22 protein-coding genes and 4 pseudogenes are annotated in these 17826 nt (G+C 45.6%); 10 read left to right on the forward strand and 16 right to left on the reverse strand.

The features are described from left to right. Nucleotides 1-18: 18 nt before the first annotated feature. The 13 genes and pseudogenes from RS881_RS32670 to RS881_RS32735 form a co-directional block, all read right to left on the reverse strand. Nucleotides 19-363, reverse strand: a complete 345-nt coding sequence (locus RS881_RS32670) for a hypothetical protein (RefSeq protein WP_315814585.1) — start codon at nt 361-363, stop codon at nt 19-21. Further along, the gene (locus RS881_RS32675; protein WP_315814586.1) at nt 360-500 is read right to left on the reverse strand and encodes a hypothetical protein; all 141 of its coding nucleotides are present in this window, start codon (nt 498-500) and stop codon (nt 360-362) included. The genes RS881_RS32670 and RS881_RS32675 overlap by 4 nt, the downstream gene beginning before the upstream one ends. Nucleotides 501-1162: 662 nt before the next feature. Next, on the reverse strand, nt 1163-1930 hold the full coding sequence (locus RS881_RS32680; RefSeq protein WP_315814587.1) for a substrate-binding domain-containing protein: 768 nt from the start codon (nt 1928-1930) through the stop codon (nt 1163-1165). Then, the gene (locus tag RS881_RS32685; protein WP_315814588.1) at nt 1852-2196 is read right to left on the reverse strand and encodes a LacI family DNA-binding transcriptional regulator; all 345 of its coding nucleotides are present in this window, start codon (nt 2194-2196) and stop codon (nt 1852-1854) included. Before RS881_RS32685 ends, RS881_RS32680 begins: the two co-directional genes overlap by 79 nt. A 26-nt stretch (nt 2197-2222) precedes the next feature. Then, a pseudogene (locus RS881_RS60255) lies at nt 2223-2857 on the reverse strand (carbohydrate-binding family 9-like protein). Between the two features lie 10 nt (nt 2858-2867). Further along, nucleotides 2868-3725, reverse strand: coding sequence for a DUF3472 domain-containing protein (locus RS881_RS32695; protein WP_315824680.1), 858 nt, complete (start codon nt 3723-3725; stop codon nt 2868-2870). Next, nucleotides 3629-4069, reverse strand: a complete 441-nt coding sequence (locus tag RS881_RS32700) for a DUF5077 domain-containing protein (RefSeq protein ID WP_315814590.1) — start codon at nt 4067-4069, stop codon at nt 3629-3631. The genes RS881_RS32695 and RS881_RS32700 overlap by 97 nt, the downstream gene beginning before the upstream one ends. Nucleotides 4070-4332: 263 nt before the next feature. After that, nucleotides 4333-5244 (reverse strand): beta-galactosidase small subunit, encoded by a 912-nt coding sequence (locus tag RS881_RS32705; RefSeq protein ID WP_315814591.1) that lies wholly within the window; start codon nt 5242-5244, stop codon nt 4333-4335. 69 nt (nt 5245-5313) lie between these two features. Continuing rightward, nucleotides 5314-5510: pseudogene (locus tag RS881_RS32715) on the reverse strand (beta-galactosidase domain 4-containing protein); the annotation flags it as partial. After that, nucleotides 5462-6244: a glycoside hydrolase family 2 TIM barrel-domain containing protein gene (locus tag RS881_RS32720; protein WP_315814593.1), complete on the reverse strand. Its 783-nt coding sequence runs from the start codon at nt 6242-6244 to the stop codon at nt 5462-5464. The gene RS881_RS32720 and the pseudogene RS881_RS32715, both read right to left, overlap by 49 nt. 165 nt (nt 6245-6409) lie before the next feature. Next, nucleotides 6410-6817: a hypothetical protein gene (locus tag RS881_RS32725; RefSeq protein WP_350340271.1), complete on the reverse strand. Its 408-nt coding sequence runs from the start codon at nt 6815-6817 to the stop codon at nt 6410-6412. Nucleotides 6818-6826: 9 nt separating this feature from the next. After that, nucleotides 6827-7536: pseudogene (locus tag RS881_RS32730) on the reverse strand (sugar-binding domain-containing protein); the annotation flags it as partial. 184 nt (nt 7537-7720) lie between these two features. Next, nucleotides 7721-8422 (reverse strand): phosphotransferase enzyme family protein, encoded by a 702-nt coding sequence (locus tag RS881_RS32735; protein ID WP_315814596.1) that lies wholly within the window; start codon nt 8420-8422, stop codon nt 7721-7723. 110 nt (nt 8423-8532) lie between these two features. On the opposite strand from RS881_RS32735, the gene RS881_RS32740 reads away from it, so the two are divergent. Then, entirely contained in the window at nt 8533-8703 is a 171-nt protein-coding gene (locus tag RS881_RS32740; RefSeq protein WP_315814597.1) for a hypothetical protein, read from the forward strand. A 260-nt stretch (nt 8704-8963) separates the two neighbouring features. On the opposite strand, the gene RS881_RS32745 is transcribed toward RS881_RS32740, so the two are convergent. Further along, nucleotides 8964-10193 (reverse strand): hypothetical protein, encoded by a 1230-nt coding sequence (locus tag RS881_RS32745; RefSeq protein ID WP_315814598.1) that lies wholly within the window; start codon nt 10191-10193, stop codon nt 8964-8966. Continuing rightward, nucleotides 10190-10438 (reverse strand): hypothetical protein, encoded by a 249-nt coding sequence (locus tag RS881_RS32750; RefSeq protein WP_315814599.1) that lies wholly within the window; start codon nt 10436-10438, stop codon nt 10190-10192. Before RS881_RS32750 ends, RS881_RS32745 begins: the two co-directional genes overlap by 4 nt. Nucleotides 10439-10702: 264 nt before the next feature. Between RS881_RS32750 and RS881_RS32755 the strand changes: the two genes are divergently transcribed. The 5 genes from RS881_RS32755 (at nt 10703) to RS881_RS32775 (ending at nt 13516) form a co-directional block, all read left to right on the forward strand. Then, a complete protein-coding gene (locus RS881_RS32755; protein ID WP_315814600.1) occupies nt 10703-11458 on the forward strand; it encodes a hypothetical protein in 756 nt (251 codons plus the stop codon). 186 nt (nt 11459-11644) lie between these two features. Beyond that, the gene (locus RS881_RS32760) at nt 11645-11842 is read left to right on the forward strand and encodes a hypothetical protein (protein ID WP_315814601.1); all 198 of its coding nucleotides are present in this window, start codon (nt 11645-11647) and stop codon (nt 11840-11842) included. 139 nt (nt 11843-11981) lie between these two features. Beyond that, nucleotides 11982-12332 (forward strand): RNA recognition motif domain-containing protein, encoded by a 351-nt coding sequence (locus tag RS881_RS32765; RefSeq protein WP_315814602.1) that lies wholly within the window; start codon nt 11982-11984, stop codon nt 12330-12332. A gap of 562 nt (nt 12333-12894) precedes the next feature. Then, complete coding sequence (locus RS881_RS32770) at nt 12895-13332, forward strand: hypothetical protein (RefSeq protein WP_315814603.1); 438 nt, start codon at nt 12895-12897, stop codon at nt 13330-13332. A gap of 28 nt (nt 13333-13360) precedes the next feature. Next, nucleotides 13361-13516 (forward strand): hypothetical protein, encoded by a 156-nt coding sequence (locus RS881_RS32775; RefSeq protein WP_315814604.1) that lies wholly within the window; start codon nt 13361-13363, stop codon nt 13514-13516. A gap of 344 nt (nt 13517-13860) precedes the next feature. Here the strand turns inward: RS881_RS32775 and RS881_RS32780 are convergent, their stop codons facing one another. Next, nucleotides 13861-14010 carry a hypothetical protein gene (locus tag RS881_RS32780; RefSeq protein ID WP_315814605.1) on the reverse strand — a complete coding sequence of 50 codons (150 nt, stop codon included), beginning with the start codon at nt 14008-14010 and terminating at the stop codon, nt 13861-13863. Between the two features lie 352 nt (nt 14011-14362). Here RS881_RS32780 and RS881_RS32785 point away from each other — a divergent pair, with 352 nt between their 5' ends. From RS881_RS32785 to ctlX, 4 genes and pseudogenes are all read left to right on the forward strand, one after another. After that, on the forward strand, nt 14363-14782 hold the full coding sequence (locus RS881_RS32785) for an OsmC family protein (RefSeq protein ID WP_315814606.1): 420 nt from the start codon (nt 14363-14365) through the stop codon (nt 14780-14782). 431 nt (nt 14783-15213) lie between these two features. After that, a complete protein-coding gene (locus RS881_RS32790) occupies nt 15214-15678 on the forward strand; it encodes an amidinotransferase domain-containing protein (protein ID WP_315814607.1) in 465 nt (154 codons plus the stop codon). Then, nucleotides 15635-16621 (forward strand): annotated as a pseudogene (locus tag RS881_RS32795) (arginine deiminase family protein). Before RS881_RS32790 ends, RS881_RS32795 begins: the two are co-directional and overlap by 44 nt. A 174-nt stretch (nt 16622-16795) precedes the next feature. Next, nucleotides 16796-17692 (forward strand): citrulline utilization hydrolase CtlX, encoded by an 897-nt coding sequence (ctlX, locus tag RS881_RS32800; RefSeq protein WP_315814608.1) that lies wholly within the window; start codon nt 16796-16798, stop codon nt 17690-17692. The last annotated feature ends 134 nt before the right edge of the window (nt 17693-17826 follow it).

Below are 17826 nucleotides of genomic sequence, written 5' to 3' on the forward strand. Positions count from 1 at the left end.
GGAATTCTTTGGTATAATCTACATCGGGATAGAGATAAGGATCGGTATGGTTTTTATAAGCATCGAGTGCCGCCTGATCATAAACAGGTTGCCCCCTTCGTTTACCCGGGCTTCATTCATCAGCCGGGCAAAATCATAAGAATTGAGGAATTTGGCCATACGCGTATTTTCCTGGATGGCCGAATTGAAAGTAAGACTTACCGAGGGCTTACCTATGAGACCTCTTTTGGTAGTCACCAATATTACGCCATTGGCACCACGCACACCGTAAACGGCGGTAGCAGAAGCGTCTTTGAGGATACTTACGTTTTCTATTTCAAAGGCACTTACACTATTGAAAGGCCTTTCTACCCCATCGATCAATACCAGCGGTGCGGCATTGTTGGTGGTTGCTTTACCACGGATAAAAAGGAAGAAGCGTCCACACCCGGGTCACCAGAGGTTTGCTGGGCTATCAGGCCCGGCATACGTCCTACCAGGGTATTGGTCACGTTGGCCACCGGTGTTTGAAGCAGTTCTTTACTATTAACGGTAGAGATGGCCGCAGTAACACTTACTTTTTCTGCTTACCAAACCCCACCACCATTACTTCGGCCAGGTTGGCATTGACGGGGATAAAGGAGCAGCTACTACATTACCGGAAGGTTTTATTTCCAAGGCTGTAAAACCCACGGAAGAAATGACGATGACGCCACCATCGGGCACAGCAAGCCTAAAAGAGCCATCACCATCCGTAGTGGTGCCTTTACTATTCCCTTTACCATCACCGAAGCGCCTTCAATAGGCAGTTTGGTATCGGCATTGGTAACCTGTCCGGTTACAATTCGTTGAGCAAGGGAAAAAGGGGCAGAGATGTGAGTAAACACAACATGACAAGCTGTGTCAGTCGTCTCATAGTTAGCATAATGTTATGGTTTTATATCAAACTGCCTGGCAACTGTACCGGCAGCAAATACGCAAAGCATGGTCAACCCATTGCAGTAATGCAATAGCCAGTTGATCATTAGTCTTATTTACTTTGTTCTTTTTCCCAGGAAAGTTTAAGAAAGGCGGATAACGCACCAGTAATAACAATACGTTACCAAATAATTAACAGGTTCCAATATTAAGAAGCTTCTTGTAGTTTTTGTGCGCAACCGGTAGCGCAAAATGTACTAGCAAACTACCTGTTTGCAGCATAATGCATAACCAGTGCGGGCATCACTTTTTCAATATGGTATTGCTGTTCAGCGGATGGGCTGCTCGTTTTTTCATTAAGTATTTTTATCATAAGCTCCATCGCTTTATGCCCTTGTCCGTAAGGATATTGTTCTATGGAAGCCAACGGCGGATAGGCAGTATAACTGGTAATTGGCAGGTTGGCATAACTAACGAACGCAATGTCCTTATTGATCTGAATATGTTGTTGTTCAGCATATTGAACAGCATCCATATGTACATAATCGTTGAAAGTCACTATGGCATGGGGCCTGTTTTTCAAGGCCAGTAATTTCTTCATGGCCAGGTGGGTGCTCTCTTTCGACAGGTCGGTACTCTCTACCATTTGCATATCGATCTTGAGCTTTTGCCGGGTAACACCTTCGAGGTAGCCTTTCAGTCTTTCTTTACTGGCGGGCAGTTTATCGGGGCCATTGATAAAAGCCACCCGGCGATAGCCCTTATTAAAAAGCCAGTTTACCATTTCGGTAGTACCCTGGTATAAGTCGCAGTATACTTTGTGCACCTGTTCAGTAGCCGGTACCCGGTCGAAGTACACCACCGGAATATCGTATTTATCCAGGGCCTGCAGGTGATCGTATTTATAGGTTTGTTTGGAAAGAGAAATGATCAGGCCATCTACCCGTTGCTTTTTCATGGTATCCACCACCTGTTTTTCCCTTTCGGGGTTATCGTAGCTTTGACCGAAGAGGATGGTATATTCATGTTCCATGGCAGCCGCTTCAATACCGCTAATAGCTTCTGAAAAAATTCTTCCCTGATATAGGGCAGGATAACACCTACAATGAAAGACTTACGCTGTTTGAAGAAAATAGCCTTGGCATTGGGCTCATAGTCCAGTTCCTTGGCCAGTTCCTGCACTTTGGTCTTCGTACGCAGTCCTATGCGCGGGTGATTGCTCAATGCCCGGGAAACAGTAGAAACAGATACGTTGAGACGCCGGGCGATCTCTTTAACGGTAGGCAGCTTGTTATCCATACACACAATTTTAATCGTTAGAAAAACTATTCAAATAGCAGGCGTCCAAAGGAAGCCGGCACGTGAAAGTTAGGAGCGGTGGTATTGATACCGTTCCAGGTAATAAAATGTGGTTCAGGCAAGAGGTCACCGCATTTGTAAAAATTGGCCCTGCATCGCTTGCCGGATAAGGTTAATGGCTGATGATGGATAAAGGCGGTTAATGGAATACGGATGGTTAGTTCCCAGGAAATATTTTTGCTACCGGGCTTCCGGTTGATCAGTGCGCGGGTGGCAACTTGTTCTACTGTAGGGGCGGATAAGAGGTTACGTTCGGTTTTGAAGGCCCAAAGCCTATTAGGGTTGTGCCAATACAATTGAATTCGAGGTTATAATAAGCAGCCTCATCAAAGGCAATGAAAAACTCTACACAACTGTCTTCCCATACAATGCCATTGACCTGGTTGCTTACCGCGCGGATGGCTTTCTCGGCTACAAAGTATTTGAGGAAGAGGTAGTTTTCCTGGTAGGCCATTACAAACTGTACGGAAGGCTTATAAGGATAAGCCGGCCAGGGAACTTCTTCAATTGCCTGTTTGGGTAAGGTATTCAATACCAGGTCCAGTTCCTGCATATCCTGCAGGTCTTTGATCGCAATCCGTTGAACAGTCAATTGTTTCATAGTCGGTCCGTTAAGGAAGGTTTGTAAAATCAATAACAGGCGCCTTATTGTCCCCTACCCTTGTAAAGGAACTTTTATAAGGTGTATACTGGTTGAAAAAGCCGCAATTCTTCAGGAAAAACTGATTGCCATCCACCCCGCCTGCATAATCCTTCCGGTATCCCCTGGCAGCCGTATTATCATACGTAAAACCTGCCGTTTTTAAGGATATCCAATTCCCCTTTACATCCCTGATCCATTGGTTGCCAAACAACACTCTTCTTTCGAGGTTGCCCTGGTCGGGATTGAAGTTTTCCAGGAAAGAATGGAAACGCGTAAGGTGCTTATTGGTCTTGGGTCTTTTGAAAGAGGCGATCAGCATCCACTTGCCTTGTTCGGGATCATGGAAATAAGCGGTATAGGTGGTATTGTTGTTACCATCGGGTACCCCTCTTAACAGGAACCCATACGTATTACCTGCTTTCCAGGGAAAGCGCAGGTAGCTTTGTCCGCCGGAACCTTCATTGCCAAATTCACCGGCATGTACCCCTTCTCCTTTCTTCAGCATGGCAATACGCTGGTCTTCGGGTATGCTTTTGGGGTCATCGGTCGAGAAGGGGCTCCATACAGAAAACAGGATCCTTCTTTCCGTGGCGGAGTTTACCTGGATGCCAAAGTATCCCTCGCCAAAACCATTGGCCATATAATAGGAACCGATCACATCCTGACCTACGGGTACCGTGATCTCATTGTAAAACCATTCGGCCTGTATTGTATCCGCAAAGGGATAGTTCAGGTGAACGGAAGGTCCACGACGGCCCCAATAAAAGAAATTGCCTTCATTGTTTTTACATACGCCGTGGTTGCATTGATGGCAGTGCCGCTCAATTCATAATCGCTGATATCGGCAAAACGGTCGCCATCCTTATCAACTGCCGATAATTGAATAGCAATATAACCCGTGTCTTTGAGCATCCACTCCCCTGCTGTTGCCCATTGAAAATCGGTGGTGTTTACTTTCACCGTTTTCTTTTTGCCGGCAATGGTCATGGACAATTGACATGCCTGCGCAGCTTTTGCTTTTAGCTTTACTTGTAAAGTACCAGCGGTATTGATACGTACATAAGTAATAAAGGATACTCCCTTATCGCTCCAGTTCTCGATACCATTACCGGTAAGGATGCGTTTCTTTTCAGTACTACCCTGTACCCAGGTATTGCCACCCAGGGGCAATTGAATCGTTTCGGCAGGTGTTGCCGCCTTCTTTGCACAAACGGATTGGTATGAAAAGCAGGCACCGCCAGCGGCATGGCTGCCAGTAGCACCGGGAATATGATAATTTGTTTTCTCATTTTATATGATCCATTTTGAGTGTCGCCTTGTCGAAGGTGAGTCACCCTGCAGCCCGGCATAGCAGCGCGGCAGGGTGGCCCACCTTTTGAGGTGTGAGTGGAAAGGGTGAGCCGCCCTTGAAGGGCGACCCACCCTTTGACTGGCTATCGAATAGGTTTTATCCAATAACTATACTGGTGATTGGTATAAGGTATCCTGTATTGTTCCAATGGTTGTGAACCCCAGCTGTCAATGCCCTGCACCCCGCTTTGCTGTAAATCAACATGCATATAGATCTCGTTCCGTTTTACCAGTTCACCCGAATGGTATTGCTTTTTGTTTACTTCCGGATCAAGATCATCCAGGCTATAAGGTAACGCTGCGAAATTCAGCAGGCTGTCGGCCATTTCAAAACGCAAACCTTTACCCTGTTGGTTGGTAAGCGTTACCCAACGCACATCTGATTTATTACCACTTTCCTGCGGACGGGCATAAGGAAAATACTGCTCATCAACTGTCTGCGAATAGATGCCCACCGGAGAAGCAGTTTTACGGTCCCAATAGTTTTCCCAGGGGCCACGACCATAAAACCTGATCTTGTTCAACTGTTGGTTCACCCGCAGGTCATTGCCCACCCGGTACCATAATTTATGGGTACCACTTATTGCTTTAAAACGGTTTTCTACTTTAATAGCGCCATCGCCATAAATGGTAAAGGTTTGTTCGGCCAGGGCATCGCCATTCATGATCTTTTTGGCAATGAGGACCTCATAACCTTCTGCTGTTTTTGTAAAGCTGGTGGTCAAGCCCGTCCCCTGCTCATAAGCATTGCGCCAATTGCGCAGGTTCCTGTTGTAGCCGGCGCCAATATCATTATCCGTAGGCGCTCGCCAGAAAGCAGGCTGCGGTCCTTGTTGCAGGAGCTCTTGTCCTTTCAGTGTATAATGGCTTAACAAGCCTTTTTCCAGGTCAAAACCAATGGCAAAATCTTTGCCCTTGAAAGTGAGTTGCTTTCCATTCCCGGTGGCTTGTATTGATCCTGCTTTGCCATTGGCAGCATTTGCCGCAACCGGCACTCCGCCAATCCAGATCTGTTCGGCGGCTATGCTGTATCCTTTTTCCAGGAAGGGTTCGGCTTCTTTGAGGTTGTAACTGATATTCAGAAAATATTCATGCCCTTGGGGATAGCTGGCTTTCAGTGGAATGGTAAAGCTGGCCGAATCCTGGGAGCTATATTGAGCGCAGGGATCACACCTTTTGCAATGGATTGACCATCTTGCAGCAGCTCCCAGTTCAGTTGGAAATTATCCAGGTTACGGAAGAAATAAGCATTCTTAACCACCAGTTGGTTATTGCCTTTCCAGCTTGTTTTGATATGCTGGTATACTTTTTTTTCACTTCAACCGCCATGGGCGTTAATCCGCGGTAAGCGGTGACTACACCCTTTACGCAAAAATCATTGTCACTGAAATTTTCATCTACCGGTCCGGCCAAAGGAAAATCCCCACCATAAGCCATGATCCGCTTGCCATTTTTTACCGTATCGATTGCCTGATCTATCCATTCCCAAATAAAGCCACCCTGTTGGTAGGGGTTATTCTCAATCTTGTCCCAGTATTCTTTGAAATTGCCCAGGCTATTGCCCATGATATGCGCATATTCACTCATGATCATCAGCCTGTCGGGATTGCGCTGCGAATACCTTTCCAGCGAAGCGGGAGAAGGATATTGCGGTACGATCATATCTGTATTGTAATCACGCTCGGCCCGCTCATACTGAACCGGGCGGCTATCGTGTTGCTTCAGCCAGTCATACGCTTCATACATATTGGTGCCATTACCCGCTTCATTGCCCAGCGACCAGGTGATCACCGCGGTATGGTTCTTATCGCGCTCGTACATGCGCAATATCCTATCCATATGCGGTTTCAGCCACAGCTTATCGTTGGCAAATGTAGTTTCGAGGTCATAATACCTGCCATGCGATTCAATATTGGCCTCATCGATCACGTACAAGCCATATTGATCACACAATTGCATCCAATACGGATCGGGCGGATAGTGAGAATGGCGCACGGCATTGACATTGAGCTTTTCATCATCTCCATGTCTTTTTCCATATCTGCATGCGATAAGGTATGCCCTTGGGTTGCATTGTGTTCATGCCTGTTCACCCTTTCAGGAATACCCGTTTGCCATTCACCAGCAAATTGCGGTGCTCGATCCTGATATTGCGGAAACCTACCCGTTGAGGAATAACCTGCAGCACCTTCCCTCTTTGTCTTTCAGGGTCAGGTACAAAGTATAGAGGTAAGGTTTTTCGGCCGACCAGGTACTTACGGCTGGTACCTGCCGTTTAAAATGCACTACCGAGCGGTAATTGCCGAGAACAGACTGTATGCCTTGCGTTTCTTCTTTGAAAATAGTCTTCCCTTCCCCATCGGTAAGCTCTATAGCTACCGAAAAAGTATCGGGCTTGCTGTGCAAGGTCCTTTTGTCTATTTTATAACTATTGATGGTGGCATCGATGGCCAGTTCACCTGTAGTATAATTATTGCTAAGACCGGCCACTACTTTATAGTCGGCCAAGTCTAATTTCGGTGTTGAGTACAGGTACACATCTCTTTCAATGCCCGAAATACGCCACATGTCCTGACATTCGAGGTAGCTGCCATCACTCCACCGGTATACCTCCAGGGCAACCAGGTTTTCACCTTCCTGTACAAAACGGGTAATATCAAATTCCGCCGCCAGCTTGCTGTCTTCACTGTAACCAACCTTCACGCCATTGACCCAAATGAAAAAGCCGATTTCACCGCACCCAGGTGAATGAATACCTGCCGGTCATTCCAGCCAGCTGGCAGGGTAAACTTTTTGCGGTAGGAACCTACCGGGTTATTGTGTTCGGGAATATCATAAGGTGGATTGAGGTTGCGGCCCATTTTCGCACGACCAGTAAACTCATAGGGATGATTGACATAGATGGGTAAGCCATACCCATTCAGTTCCCAGTTGGCGGGTACTTTAAAATTGGTCCATTGCGCATCATTGAAATCTTTTCGGTAAAAATCCGCGGGTCGTTGCGTAGGGTCTTGCACCCAATTGAATTTCCAAAGGCCATTGAGCGATAGGAAATAAGCGGAGTTGGCTTTCTCACCGCCTGCTGCCAGTTGCCTGGTTTCAAAAGCAAAGGAAGATGCTTTCATGGGCAGCCGGTTAACAGCTGTAATGTCGGGCGATTGCAATTCGGAAGGAATGGTTTGGGCGAGGATCAAAAGGGGCGCCGCTAAACACAATCCGGTCAAGGTCAGTTTCATTTTTTGATATAAAGCGGTGAAAAAATACCTGGCTAAAGGTAGCCATAACATGAGCAGTTTACACTTAATCAGCACAATTTCGCACAAACGGTTGTCACAATCGGTTGCGTAAGAATTGGAAGTCTGATGCCTGAAGTCGGAAGTCGGAAAAGCGTTTGCTTACCCTCAAGGTGTGCCTCCCTGCAGCCCTGCAAGGCAGCGCGGCAGGGGACTCACCTTTGCAAAGCTTCGATTACTACAACAAAGCATTGCCAGCTGGAGCAGTTATATGTAAAGCATCGGCCACTATTCCATTGAGCAAGGCTTCTTTTTCGAGCAGTTTTTGTAATAATACTGCCTGGTTTTCGGCCCTCACGGCATTGTGGTGTTCATAGCGAGGTTTATAATACACATCATTGTTCAGGTAGTCCGTCAAAAAACGCAGGGCCTGCATATAGATCAGAAATTTACCTGCATATACAAAATGCTGCTTTTCATCCCGGCTCAATAAGGGTTGCATGGCCGATAAATAACCGGTAATGATGGCCTGAAAATAATCTTCCCGTACCATGATCTGTGACAGGTCGGTTTCTTCTTCACTTACCGGGCATAAATAGGTACGCATCATATCGCCTACATCACTGATAAAGTATCCTGGCATCACTGTATCCAGGTCAATTACGCAACGGCCATTATCCGAAGCATCAAACAACACATTGCTGATCTTGGTATCATGATGGGTAACGCGCAGGGCAAATGACTTGTTTTGCAGAATATGGGTATAGGTGGTCATAATGCCAGCCTGGGACTGCAAAAAAGCAATAAGGTCGTTGGTTTCGGAACGCCGGTCTTGATTGCCCTGCTCCAGCGCTTGCAGGAACTGCTGGTACCGGAAAGGGAGGTTATGAAAATCAGGAATGGTAGTCCTGAGCTTTGCAGGATCAAACCCAGCGCACAAGCTGGTAAAGATCGCAAACTGCCTGGCAGCTTCATAAGCCTGCTTGGGTGCTTGTACGGTATTGATGGTACAGGAGTTTTCCAGGAAGGGGTTAACCTGAAATAGCCTAGTTGTTCATCATAATAAAGCTCCTGATTGCCGATGGTGGCAATGGGCGTAATAAACAAATAACCGGGGTGCTGTTGTTGCAGGTGCCTGGCAATATTGGCCACATTGAAAGCAATGTGTTCAGGCTGTTTGAATACAGCATGGTTGAGTTTTTGAAGGATGTAAGACCCTGATCGGTCATTTCTTTCTACTTTCCATGTTTTATTGATAAGGCCCATACCAAACTCTTCAATAATAACATCGCCAGGTTCTAAATTATAAGCTGCCAGTATTTTCTTAAACATAAGGATCAATGCTGCTCTTTTAAGCTGTAAAAGCATAAAAGCGGGGGCCTGCTTTTATGCAGCATCGAATTTACTGGACTCTGTGGCAAAACGGATGTGCAACCGGTTGTGCATATATTTGCAGGAGGGGCACAGACGGCGGCCTGCAGTTATTTTATCTTTTCCAACAATACGATACCAATGGTTTGGTCGGGGTCTACCCAGGTTTTGAGCATTTTATACTTTTCCATTAGAAGGTCTTTCTCTTCTACTTTACCGTACTTCGTAGCGTAATGGGTATCCCAGTAAATATACGCGCCTACCGGCGCTTCCTGCATGGCGGTAAGATTAACTTCTCCCTTCCCCATTGGAAATTGATCATTGCGCTTGTCATAATAAAAATTAAAGGTGGGCAAGGAACAGAGAATAAATTTCTTCTTTTCTATCTCATTCTCTTTTGACCATTCGTACACTTCTTTCATAGCAATGTTTTCTCCGGTCAATTTGAGTGGCCGCACCATGACAATCATATAGCCGGCAGCCAATAACAATAAAGCATACAATGCTTTTGCAGGTGGCAGTGGCGCCATGAGGAGCAACATAATCAGCAAACTAAAAATGGATACGGCATGATCTCTCGAAGTGATATCATATAGCACCCAATTATGTTCATAACTGGCATATTTCACCACCAGCAAGAAGTAAGGGATCAGGATGAGCAAGAGGCGGCTTTTCTTTGGCAAACCGATAAAACGGTCGAACCCCTGCGCGGCCAATACAGCCACCGCAGGAGAAATGATGAGTACATATCTCCAGCTGCCACCTGTTGAAGCGCCTATAACCACTGCCTGCCAATTCAGCACGCAATGAGTAAGTAGGGTAATGGCAATTACCGCAAGCAATAAATAATCGGCCCGTAGCTTTTTGAAGCAACACAAACCAATGTAAGCAGCCAAACAAGCCCAGGGAATGCAACCAAAGACGGCTGGCGCAATTACCAAATAATGATCAAATCCCTGGCGGGGGTAGGCATTTTGCATGCCCTCTGCCATATTTAAAGTATTGTTGATAACGTACAATATATCTCCGGTGGCCACATAACCTGCTATATTGTACAACAGGGGAAAGGTGGCCAGCAGGAAGGCCGGCAATAATTTCTTTTTCCATAACAGGAATACGCCAAAAGCAACGGCCAAAGGATAGAGTTCCTGCCGCATGACGGGCAAATAAGAAATAAGCAAGGCCGATACAATCAACCGGTTGGTGTAATAGCAATAGGCAGCCACGATCAGCAGAAAGGCGCCCAGTATTTCACAATAGGTTCTGTGACTTAACTGAAACCAAAGAAGTTGAACAACCAGCATTACAATGCCCGTCACCGGCAACTTCACCTGCTTCAATACACAAACCTTATACACAAAAATGCAGTGAATGCCGATAAAATGCAATTAAGCAGGATCACCGCTTGCTGTCCCAACAATGCCGGCAATGCGTAAACCAATTTCCACCCTGTTTTGGGCCAGTTGCCCATGATCACTTTCCAATCTCTCCAAAATTCGAGCATATTGATGTACTGGGCGCCTTCCTCTCCCTGGTAAAAACCATCCGAAATAAAAGACCACCCATAGGAAACGGCCGCCAACAAAGGGTAACCAATAACAACTGATTATTGGTAAGTATTCCAGGATTTTTTATTGCAGTTTGCTGTACAGGCAAAACAGTGGCCCCGGCAACAATCTTCCGGATCTGTCGCTTGGGCGTCTTTTTCAATTGGGGCATGGTGGTAATATAGTATGATGTACTATATAGCACGCGCCAATTCGCTTACCCTTATGCCTGATGAAAATTTATTTTACCGCCCAGGGCATCCTGGTCCATGGTATAGCCCAATCCACAACCCTTGTTATCTTTGCCGCTAATTTTTAATCAATTCAATGAATCATCACACCATGGAAAACGAACTGCTGAAAAAGTCCGGTTCCTGCAATATTATACGCTTACGATCACGGTGCTTTTTGCCGGACTGCTCGTGATGGCTTTTAACAGGGACGGCTCACACGAAAAATTTAAGGAGATAGATGTGGAAAGGATCAATATCATTGAGAAAAGTGGAAAACTGAAGCTTGTGATCAGCAATGCGGAACGGCAACACCCTGGTATTATTGACGGAAAAGAATTACCGAAGCGAGAGCGGCCCGCCGGTATGATCTTCTTTAATGAGGCCGGGGATGAATGCGGAGGTCTGATATATGATGGAACCAGGAAAAGCGCCGGTATGGTGTTTTCTGTTGATCAGTTTAACAATGACCAGATCATGCAACTTCAATATTCAGAACAGGAGAATGGCGCTCAAAAAAGCAGGTCGTACGGTCTGAAGCTCTGGGACCGGTCGGATCAGTTTACAGCCGGTCAGCTGATGAGAGCGGTAGATTCTGTAGAACGCCTCAAGGATACCGCCCGGATGCAGCAATTGATCAATACGCTTAACGAAAAAGGGTTGTTGGGTAAGGAACGGTTGTTTGTAGGAAAAACAAAACAAGAGGAGGTGGGCCTATTTATCCGGGACAATAAAGGAAGGCCCCGGATAAAAATATTTGTAGACAAAAAGGGCCAGGGAAATATCCAATTCCTGGACACGCTGGGCAAACAGGTACCTTTTCAATAACGGGAACACCAAACAGGCTGCACAGAAGCTTCGTAAGCAAGCAGAAAACCAAGCAATTAAATAAAAAGCCGGTATTGCAGCTAAAAGGTTACCTTTAGCGCTTTACCGGTTGATATTTTCAAACAGTAGCAGACCTCCTTTTTACTTCTTGATCAGTAGCCGGTGTTCAATTATAAACAATACAGTATGTCCTTTCTGAAAGAACACCTGGCCGGCAATCATTATCATTGGCTTATTGCCACCGCAAATGCGGCATTTACGGGTAGCCCCGGCCGTCGCATTTTTGATCCTTTCAACGGTCTCCAGGTATTGTACATCATCAATTATTTCGGGAAGCCATCGGCAAATTGTCTATTGATGAAGGACGCAACCTGGAAAAGCTGATCCTGCAGGATCTGCCCAATACGATCAAAAGCGAGATGGCCGTTTTTAATTGGCTTAGGGAACAATATATGTATGAAAATAGTTAAGCCCTTAGCCTCCTTTTACAAAAGAAATCCCCGATACCACAAACACTAATAGTATGATTATCCAGGTACATAACCTCACCCTGAATGTTATTGATTCCGATATCAGGAAATTATTTGCCGCTTTTGGCATTGTTGATGCGGCAGAAGTGATCAAAGATAAACTCAATGGCCGGTCAAAAGGGCATGCAGTGGTAGATATGCCAGTAGAAACACAGGCCAGGCAGGCCATCATGGCGCTGAACCAAAGCATTATAGATGGCAAAAGATCAGTGTACGCGAAATGCCGGCTTTCCCACATCACTAAGTCAACGCACCATACTTTATACTGCTCCTACGGGTTCCGGCTTTTCCAGGAACAAACCAGGTTAATAATCTGTAAACGACAGTCGCTTATTTATGGGTAAGGCTTCGTATTTTAGTTCTTAATATCTTAACCAACGAATGCTAAGGCAGCTTTTATCCTTACCTATTGTTATTTTTTTGTGCTTTCTCACAGGCACTGTCCGGGCGCAAGTGCAGGAGCAGCAACAGGACCTAGCCATCTTGTACGCCCTTGATTCGAGCCTTACCCAATATGCTGCCAGCCAGCAACCGCCCGATCTATTAATAGCTATTTCAACCATCCACAACAAGCCGTTTTCCAGCAACCCATTAGTATCAAGGCCAGTGAATCAACCACCTTTAAACTCTCCCCCTATCAACAGTGAGCAGTTCCCGGCCTGTTGAAGATTCAGTACATATAACTTACAAAGTGTTGACCGGTTATGGCGGGTTGGCCAGCGGTGGTGAACTTTCTTATGTACTACGGACGGCAGGGGTAACCCTACAAACGGGTAAGCAAAAGATCAATCCATTTGGAGAAGTGCATTTCGGCCTGTTACGTCAACAAGTTTTGGGCAAACGGGTGCAATTGCAGGCCACGATAACCCGTGAAAAGGAAAACAAAGTATCCAAACTGAAGTGCCTTTGTTTCAGGATGCTGCCTTCATCAGGCTGTATCCCGAAAGTGGTAGCCTGGTGCATGGCCATGCTTCAAAAACAGCTATTGAAATTAAGAATGGGCAAGGTATTCCCATTGCTACCAAGGGACAGGTACTGGCCAACGGTACGCCTATTGTTGCTTTTCAAACCGACTTATCCGGTTCAGGCATTATCAGTTGGCTACCGCAACAAAATAAGGTGTATACCCTGCAAATTGAAGATAATTCCCGGCTACTGGTCTATCAATTCCCGCCCGTAGCAGCAACAGGATACAGTTTACACCTGAAAGAATCGATCATTGAAGACACTACTTTCCAAATAGAAATAGGTACGCCAGGGAAAAGCAGCCTTCACCTGATTGCCCATAATTACCGAACATCTTTCTTTTCGGGCTCCCAAAGAGTTTTATGTAGCGGATTATGAAAAATTCAATCCCACCGTACCAGAAGTAATGTCTACTTTATTCTGGACGTATAAGGTACTGACAGATGAACAAGGGGAAGCCACCCTGCAGTTTTCGACCAATGACCTCAACGGACGTTTTACTTGCCTATTGCAGGGGTATAGTGCGGAGGGAGTGATCAGTGGGAAAACCTTTTTAAAGTAACGGAATAAACAAGGTCGTTTATTATAAAACCTGCCCAGGGAGCAGGTTTTATAATAACAATACAGCCTTCATACATTGGGGAAGGTGGCATATTGCTTTCCCTGATCAGGATGCGGTATTTTACTCACAAGGAGCAGCCGTATCCCAATAGTCATATTCCCCATAATACAAGGAATTAACCCTTACTATCAACCTATCGCCCACACTTAGCTGTACATCCGCATAATTATTATTACCCAGGTATACATTGGGAAGACCGGGCTGGGCAGGATCCCAAACCCAGGAATACGTATCACCGGGCTCACCATCTACTACATAATAATGCTCTACATAGTCGCAGGCATTTACATACCCCCTATTGCAATTGATCCAGACAGGACCATTGTCTTTTGATTTTTAAGGCGTTTTTTGCCAGCAGCAGTATGATGCACGGTAAAGCCTGCAATAATTACAAGCAAAAAGGAAGCGGTAATCGCTAAGAACATTTTTTTCATTTGTCTAAAAGTTTAATGGATAAAAGAAACGGATTTCAATTCCGTACAATGGCTGCAATGCCTGGGAAATAGTCATTGTATGAATGCTGTATATGAATGTTTTGTCAATTTAATGATAACCGGTAGTTCCTACGTATAGCTTACTGGCCATTCAGTAAGTTATGTTGGCATGGAAGAAAGCGGTGGTTCGTTGTTCAAATCATGGTGTCCCTTGTGTATACCAGGTGATCCCGGCTATATCTTAAACTAAATGCCGTAGCTTTATGTTTTCCTTATCAATGCCGCCAGGCTAAAAGCTGGCACAACATTTTCTTACGGAATTATTCATTTAACGTTCAAATACCATTTAATTATGAAACGTACAGGAACCGCCCATTGGAATGGCACTTTAAAAGAAGGTAAAGGTGCACTCACTTCACAAAGCACTACATTGAACAAAACACAGTATTCCTTCAAAACCCGTTTTGAGGAAGGTGTAGGTACCAATCCCGAAGAATTGCTGGCCGCCGCACATGCTGGTTGCTTTACCATGGCGGTAAGTGCAGTGCTGTCTCAAGCCGGTTTTACTCCTGGCGATCTGGATACGAATGCCATCCTCGACCTGGATATGGTGGGACTAAAGATCAATGGTATTCACCTGGAATTGAAAGCTGCGCTTATTGATGGCCTGGCTGCCGATAAATTCAATGAAATTGCCGAAGGCGCTAAAGCCAATTGTATTATATCCAAAGCATTAAGTGTGCCTATTACATTAAGTGTAACTTATCAATAGGCTCGTGGATTGGCATCTTTGTAAAGGGATCGTTGTTTTTGAACAACGGTCCTTTTTTATTACAGAGCTTTCAATGTAACCATTCACAGGCAGGTGTAGCCAGCTTAACCTTACAGCAAGCTATCCACTGCTTGAATGCAAGTAGCACTTAATTTGCTGATAATCAAAACCATGCCATTATATTCATGGACTCCCGGCAGAAATCCTTTATCTTTGGCCCTCTTATGAAGCTATTCACCTCTTTTACTCCCTTGGTTGCGCAGCTATTGCTGCCGGTTAATTATTATATCCCGGGTTAGCTTCTCTTACCTGTACTCATACCCATCATCTGAATGCCCATTTTTCTGAACGACAGATCAATTTTGCCTATATGACTAAAAAAAGACAAGACCATTTTACACGTTACATCCGAAGTAGGTACTTTAAAACGATTGCTGGTACATAGTCCCGATAGCGGCCTTGGCCGGGTAGTGCCCTCCAAAGCACAGGACTGGTTATTTGAAGATATTGTTCACCTGGAAACCATCCGCCGCAAGGAGTATGATTATTACACCAAAGTATTGTTGTATTTCCTGGACCCGGATAAAATTCATGGCCAGTTGCAGGAGATAGATGCGCCCGATAACAAACGCAACTTTTACAAGCCAGAGAAACCGGCCTTCTTTCGCAGTGAGAAAGTAATAGAACTGGAATGGCTGTTGGCCGAAGTGCTGGAAGACCATGAGATCCGTCTCAAACTGGTAGCTTCCGTATGTGCCGTGGAAGGATGTTCCTATACTACGCAAACCCAATTATTGGAACTTCCACCCGCGCAATTGTCCAAAGTAATTATCAGCGGTACGCTGGCAGGCGATGAGCTCTTATTCCCCCATCCCCAACTTTATCTTTACGCGTGATATTGGTATCGTGATCAATGACCATGTGTTACTGAATAAACCGGCCAAGAAAGCACGTACGCGGGAAGCCCTACTGGCCAAATATATCTTCTTCAATCACCCCTTGTTTGAACGTTACCGGGAAAACATACTGGAAATACCAGATACTTTTCACCATTTCCTGTTGCCCCGGGATGGAGATGAAAAAAAGGTAACCCTGGAAGGAGGTGATGTAATGGTGGTAAGCAAAGACCATTTGTTGGTAGGAGTTAGTGAACGTACCAGCATGGAAGCGGCCCACCAGGTGATCAACATGTTGTTTGAAAAGAACATTGTAAAAAAGATCACGGTGATCAAGATACCTAAAAAGCGCGACTACATGCATATTGACACTGTATTTACACAGGTAAAACGTGATGTGTGGGTTATGCTGGGCGCCTTTTCTAAAAAAAGTAATGAAACATGAAGATAATGATGCCGTAGAGCGTATACTGGAAGGTGGATTGAAAAAGATGAGAAGATCAAGATCATCCAGTTCCGCAAGAAATCTATTGATGATCCTAAGTATTTCGACAACCTGGAAGAATTGCTGACCGATATCAGCCGCAATGACCTGGGTTGTGAAGGCAAGATCAAGTTCATCTATTCGGGTAATAATAAATTCCCTTTCGATACACGGGAGCAGTGGACAGATAGTTGTAACCTGCTGGCACTAAGAGAAGGGGTGGTATTGGGTTATGACCGCAATGATAAAACGGTAGAAGCTTTCCGGGAATCAGGTTTTTCTGTGATACCGGTAAAGGAATTGCTGGATCAGTTTGAGCAGGGAATGATCCATCCATCCGATATGGAAAATACGGTTATACTGATGCCATCTGCCGAACTATCGCGTGCACGCGGAGGATTCCATTGTATGAGTATGCCATTGGTGAGAGAAGATATTGGGAAGTCGGAAAGTCAGTAAAATAGGAAAGCAATACAGAACAGTCCGAAAGACCGAGAGTCCGCAAGTCGGAAAGTCCGAAAGTAAAACAGTCTTTGAGTCTTTCCGGCTAGCGGACTCTCGGACTTCCGGACCTTTGTTTCACACTCTTATTTTTTAAACAAATCCTAATATGTCAATAACCCCTATATACTCATGATACGCCCGGTCAATTTTGGCTTTAATGCCGAGACGGCCGTTAATAATGCCTTCCAGGTACCGGGTCAGGATGTTGAAGCGCAACAAAGAGCGCAGGAAGAGTTTGATGGTTTTGTACACACCCTGCACAACAATGGTGTGGATGTGATCGTAGTACCGGATACGCCGCAACCACATACCCCCGATTCCATCTTTCCCAATAACTGGATCTCTTTTCATACCGATGGAACGGTATGCCTCTATCCTATGTTTGCCGTTAATCGCCGGCAGGAACGCAAACCGCATGTATTAGATAAATTACAGGAACGCTTTATTGTAGAGCGCACGTACGACCTCACCCACTTTGAGCAGCAGGAACGCTTCCTGGAAGGCACGGGTAGTATGGTGCTGGACAGGGATTTGAAAATTGCTTATGCCTGCCTAAGCCCCCGTACGGATAAAGGTATCCTGGAGGAATGGTGCCGGGCCATGGATTATCAACCCCTGGTATTTGATGCAGTGGATGGGAAGGGGCAGGCTATTTACCATACCAATGTAGTGATGTGTGTGGCCGACCGTTATGTGGTGGTATGTATGGATGCCTTACCGCAGGCAGCAGAGCGGGAATTGATCCGCAATACGATCGACCAATCGGGCAAGGAACTGATCGAAATCACCCTGGAACAGTTGAACCGGTTTGCCGGCAATATGTTGCAAATAGCCAGTATCCAGGGAGAAACCCTGCTGGTGATGAGCTCACAGGCTTACCATTCATTGACCCCGGAGCAGGTAAACAGGCTGCGTAGTTATAACCGGATCATTCATGCTCCGCTCTCTACCATTGAAACCAATGGCGGTGGCAGTGCGCGTTGTATGATAGCGGAAGTATTCCTGGAAAGGCGCATAGCGGAGTAACGGCCAGGAGGTAATGAGGCATAGAGGCGGCAAAGGATGGTGGTATGGAACGACCAGTGATTGATTTTTCTCAAAACAAACAATTCCCTGCAACGATCCCTTAAATCAACTTGTCACACCTTAAATACCCCCAA

Source organism: Paraflavitalea speifideaquila, from assembly GCF_032395985.1.
Lineage (GTDB): Bacteria > Bacteroidota > Bacteroidia > Chitinophagales > Chitinophagaceae > Paraflavitalea > Paraflavitalea speifideaquila.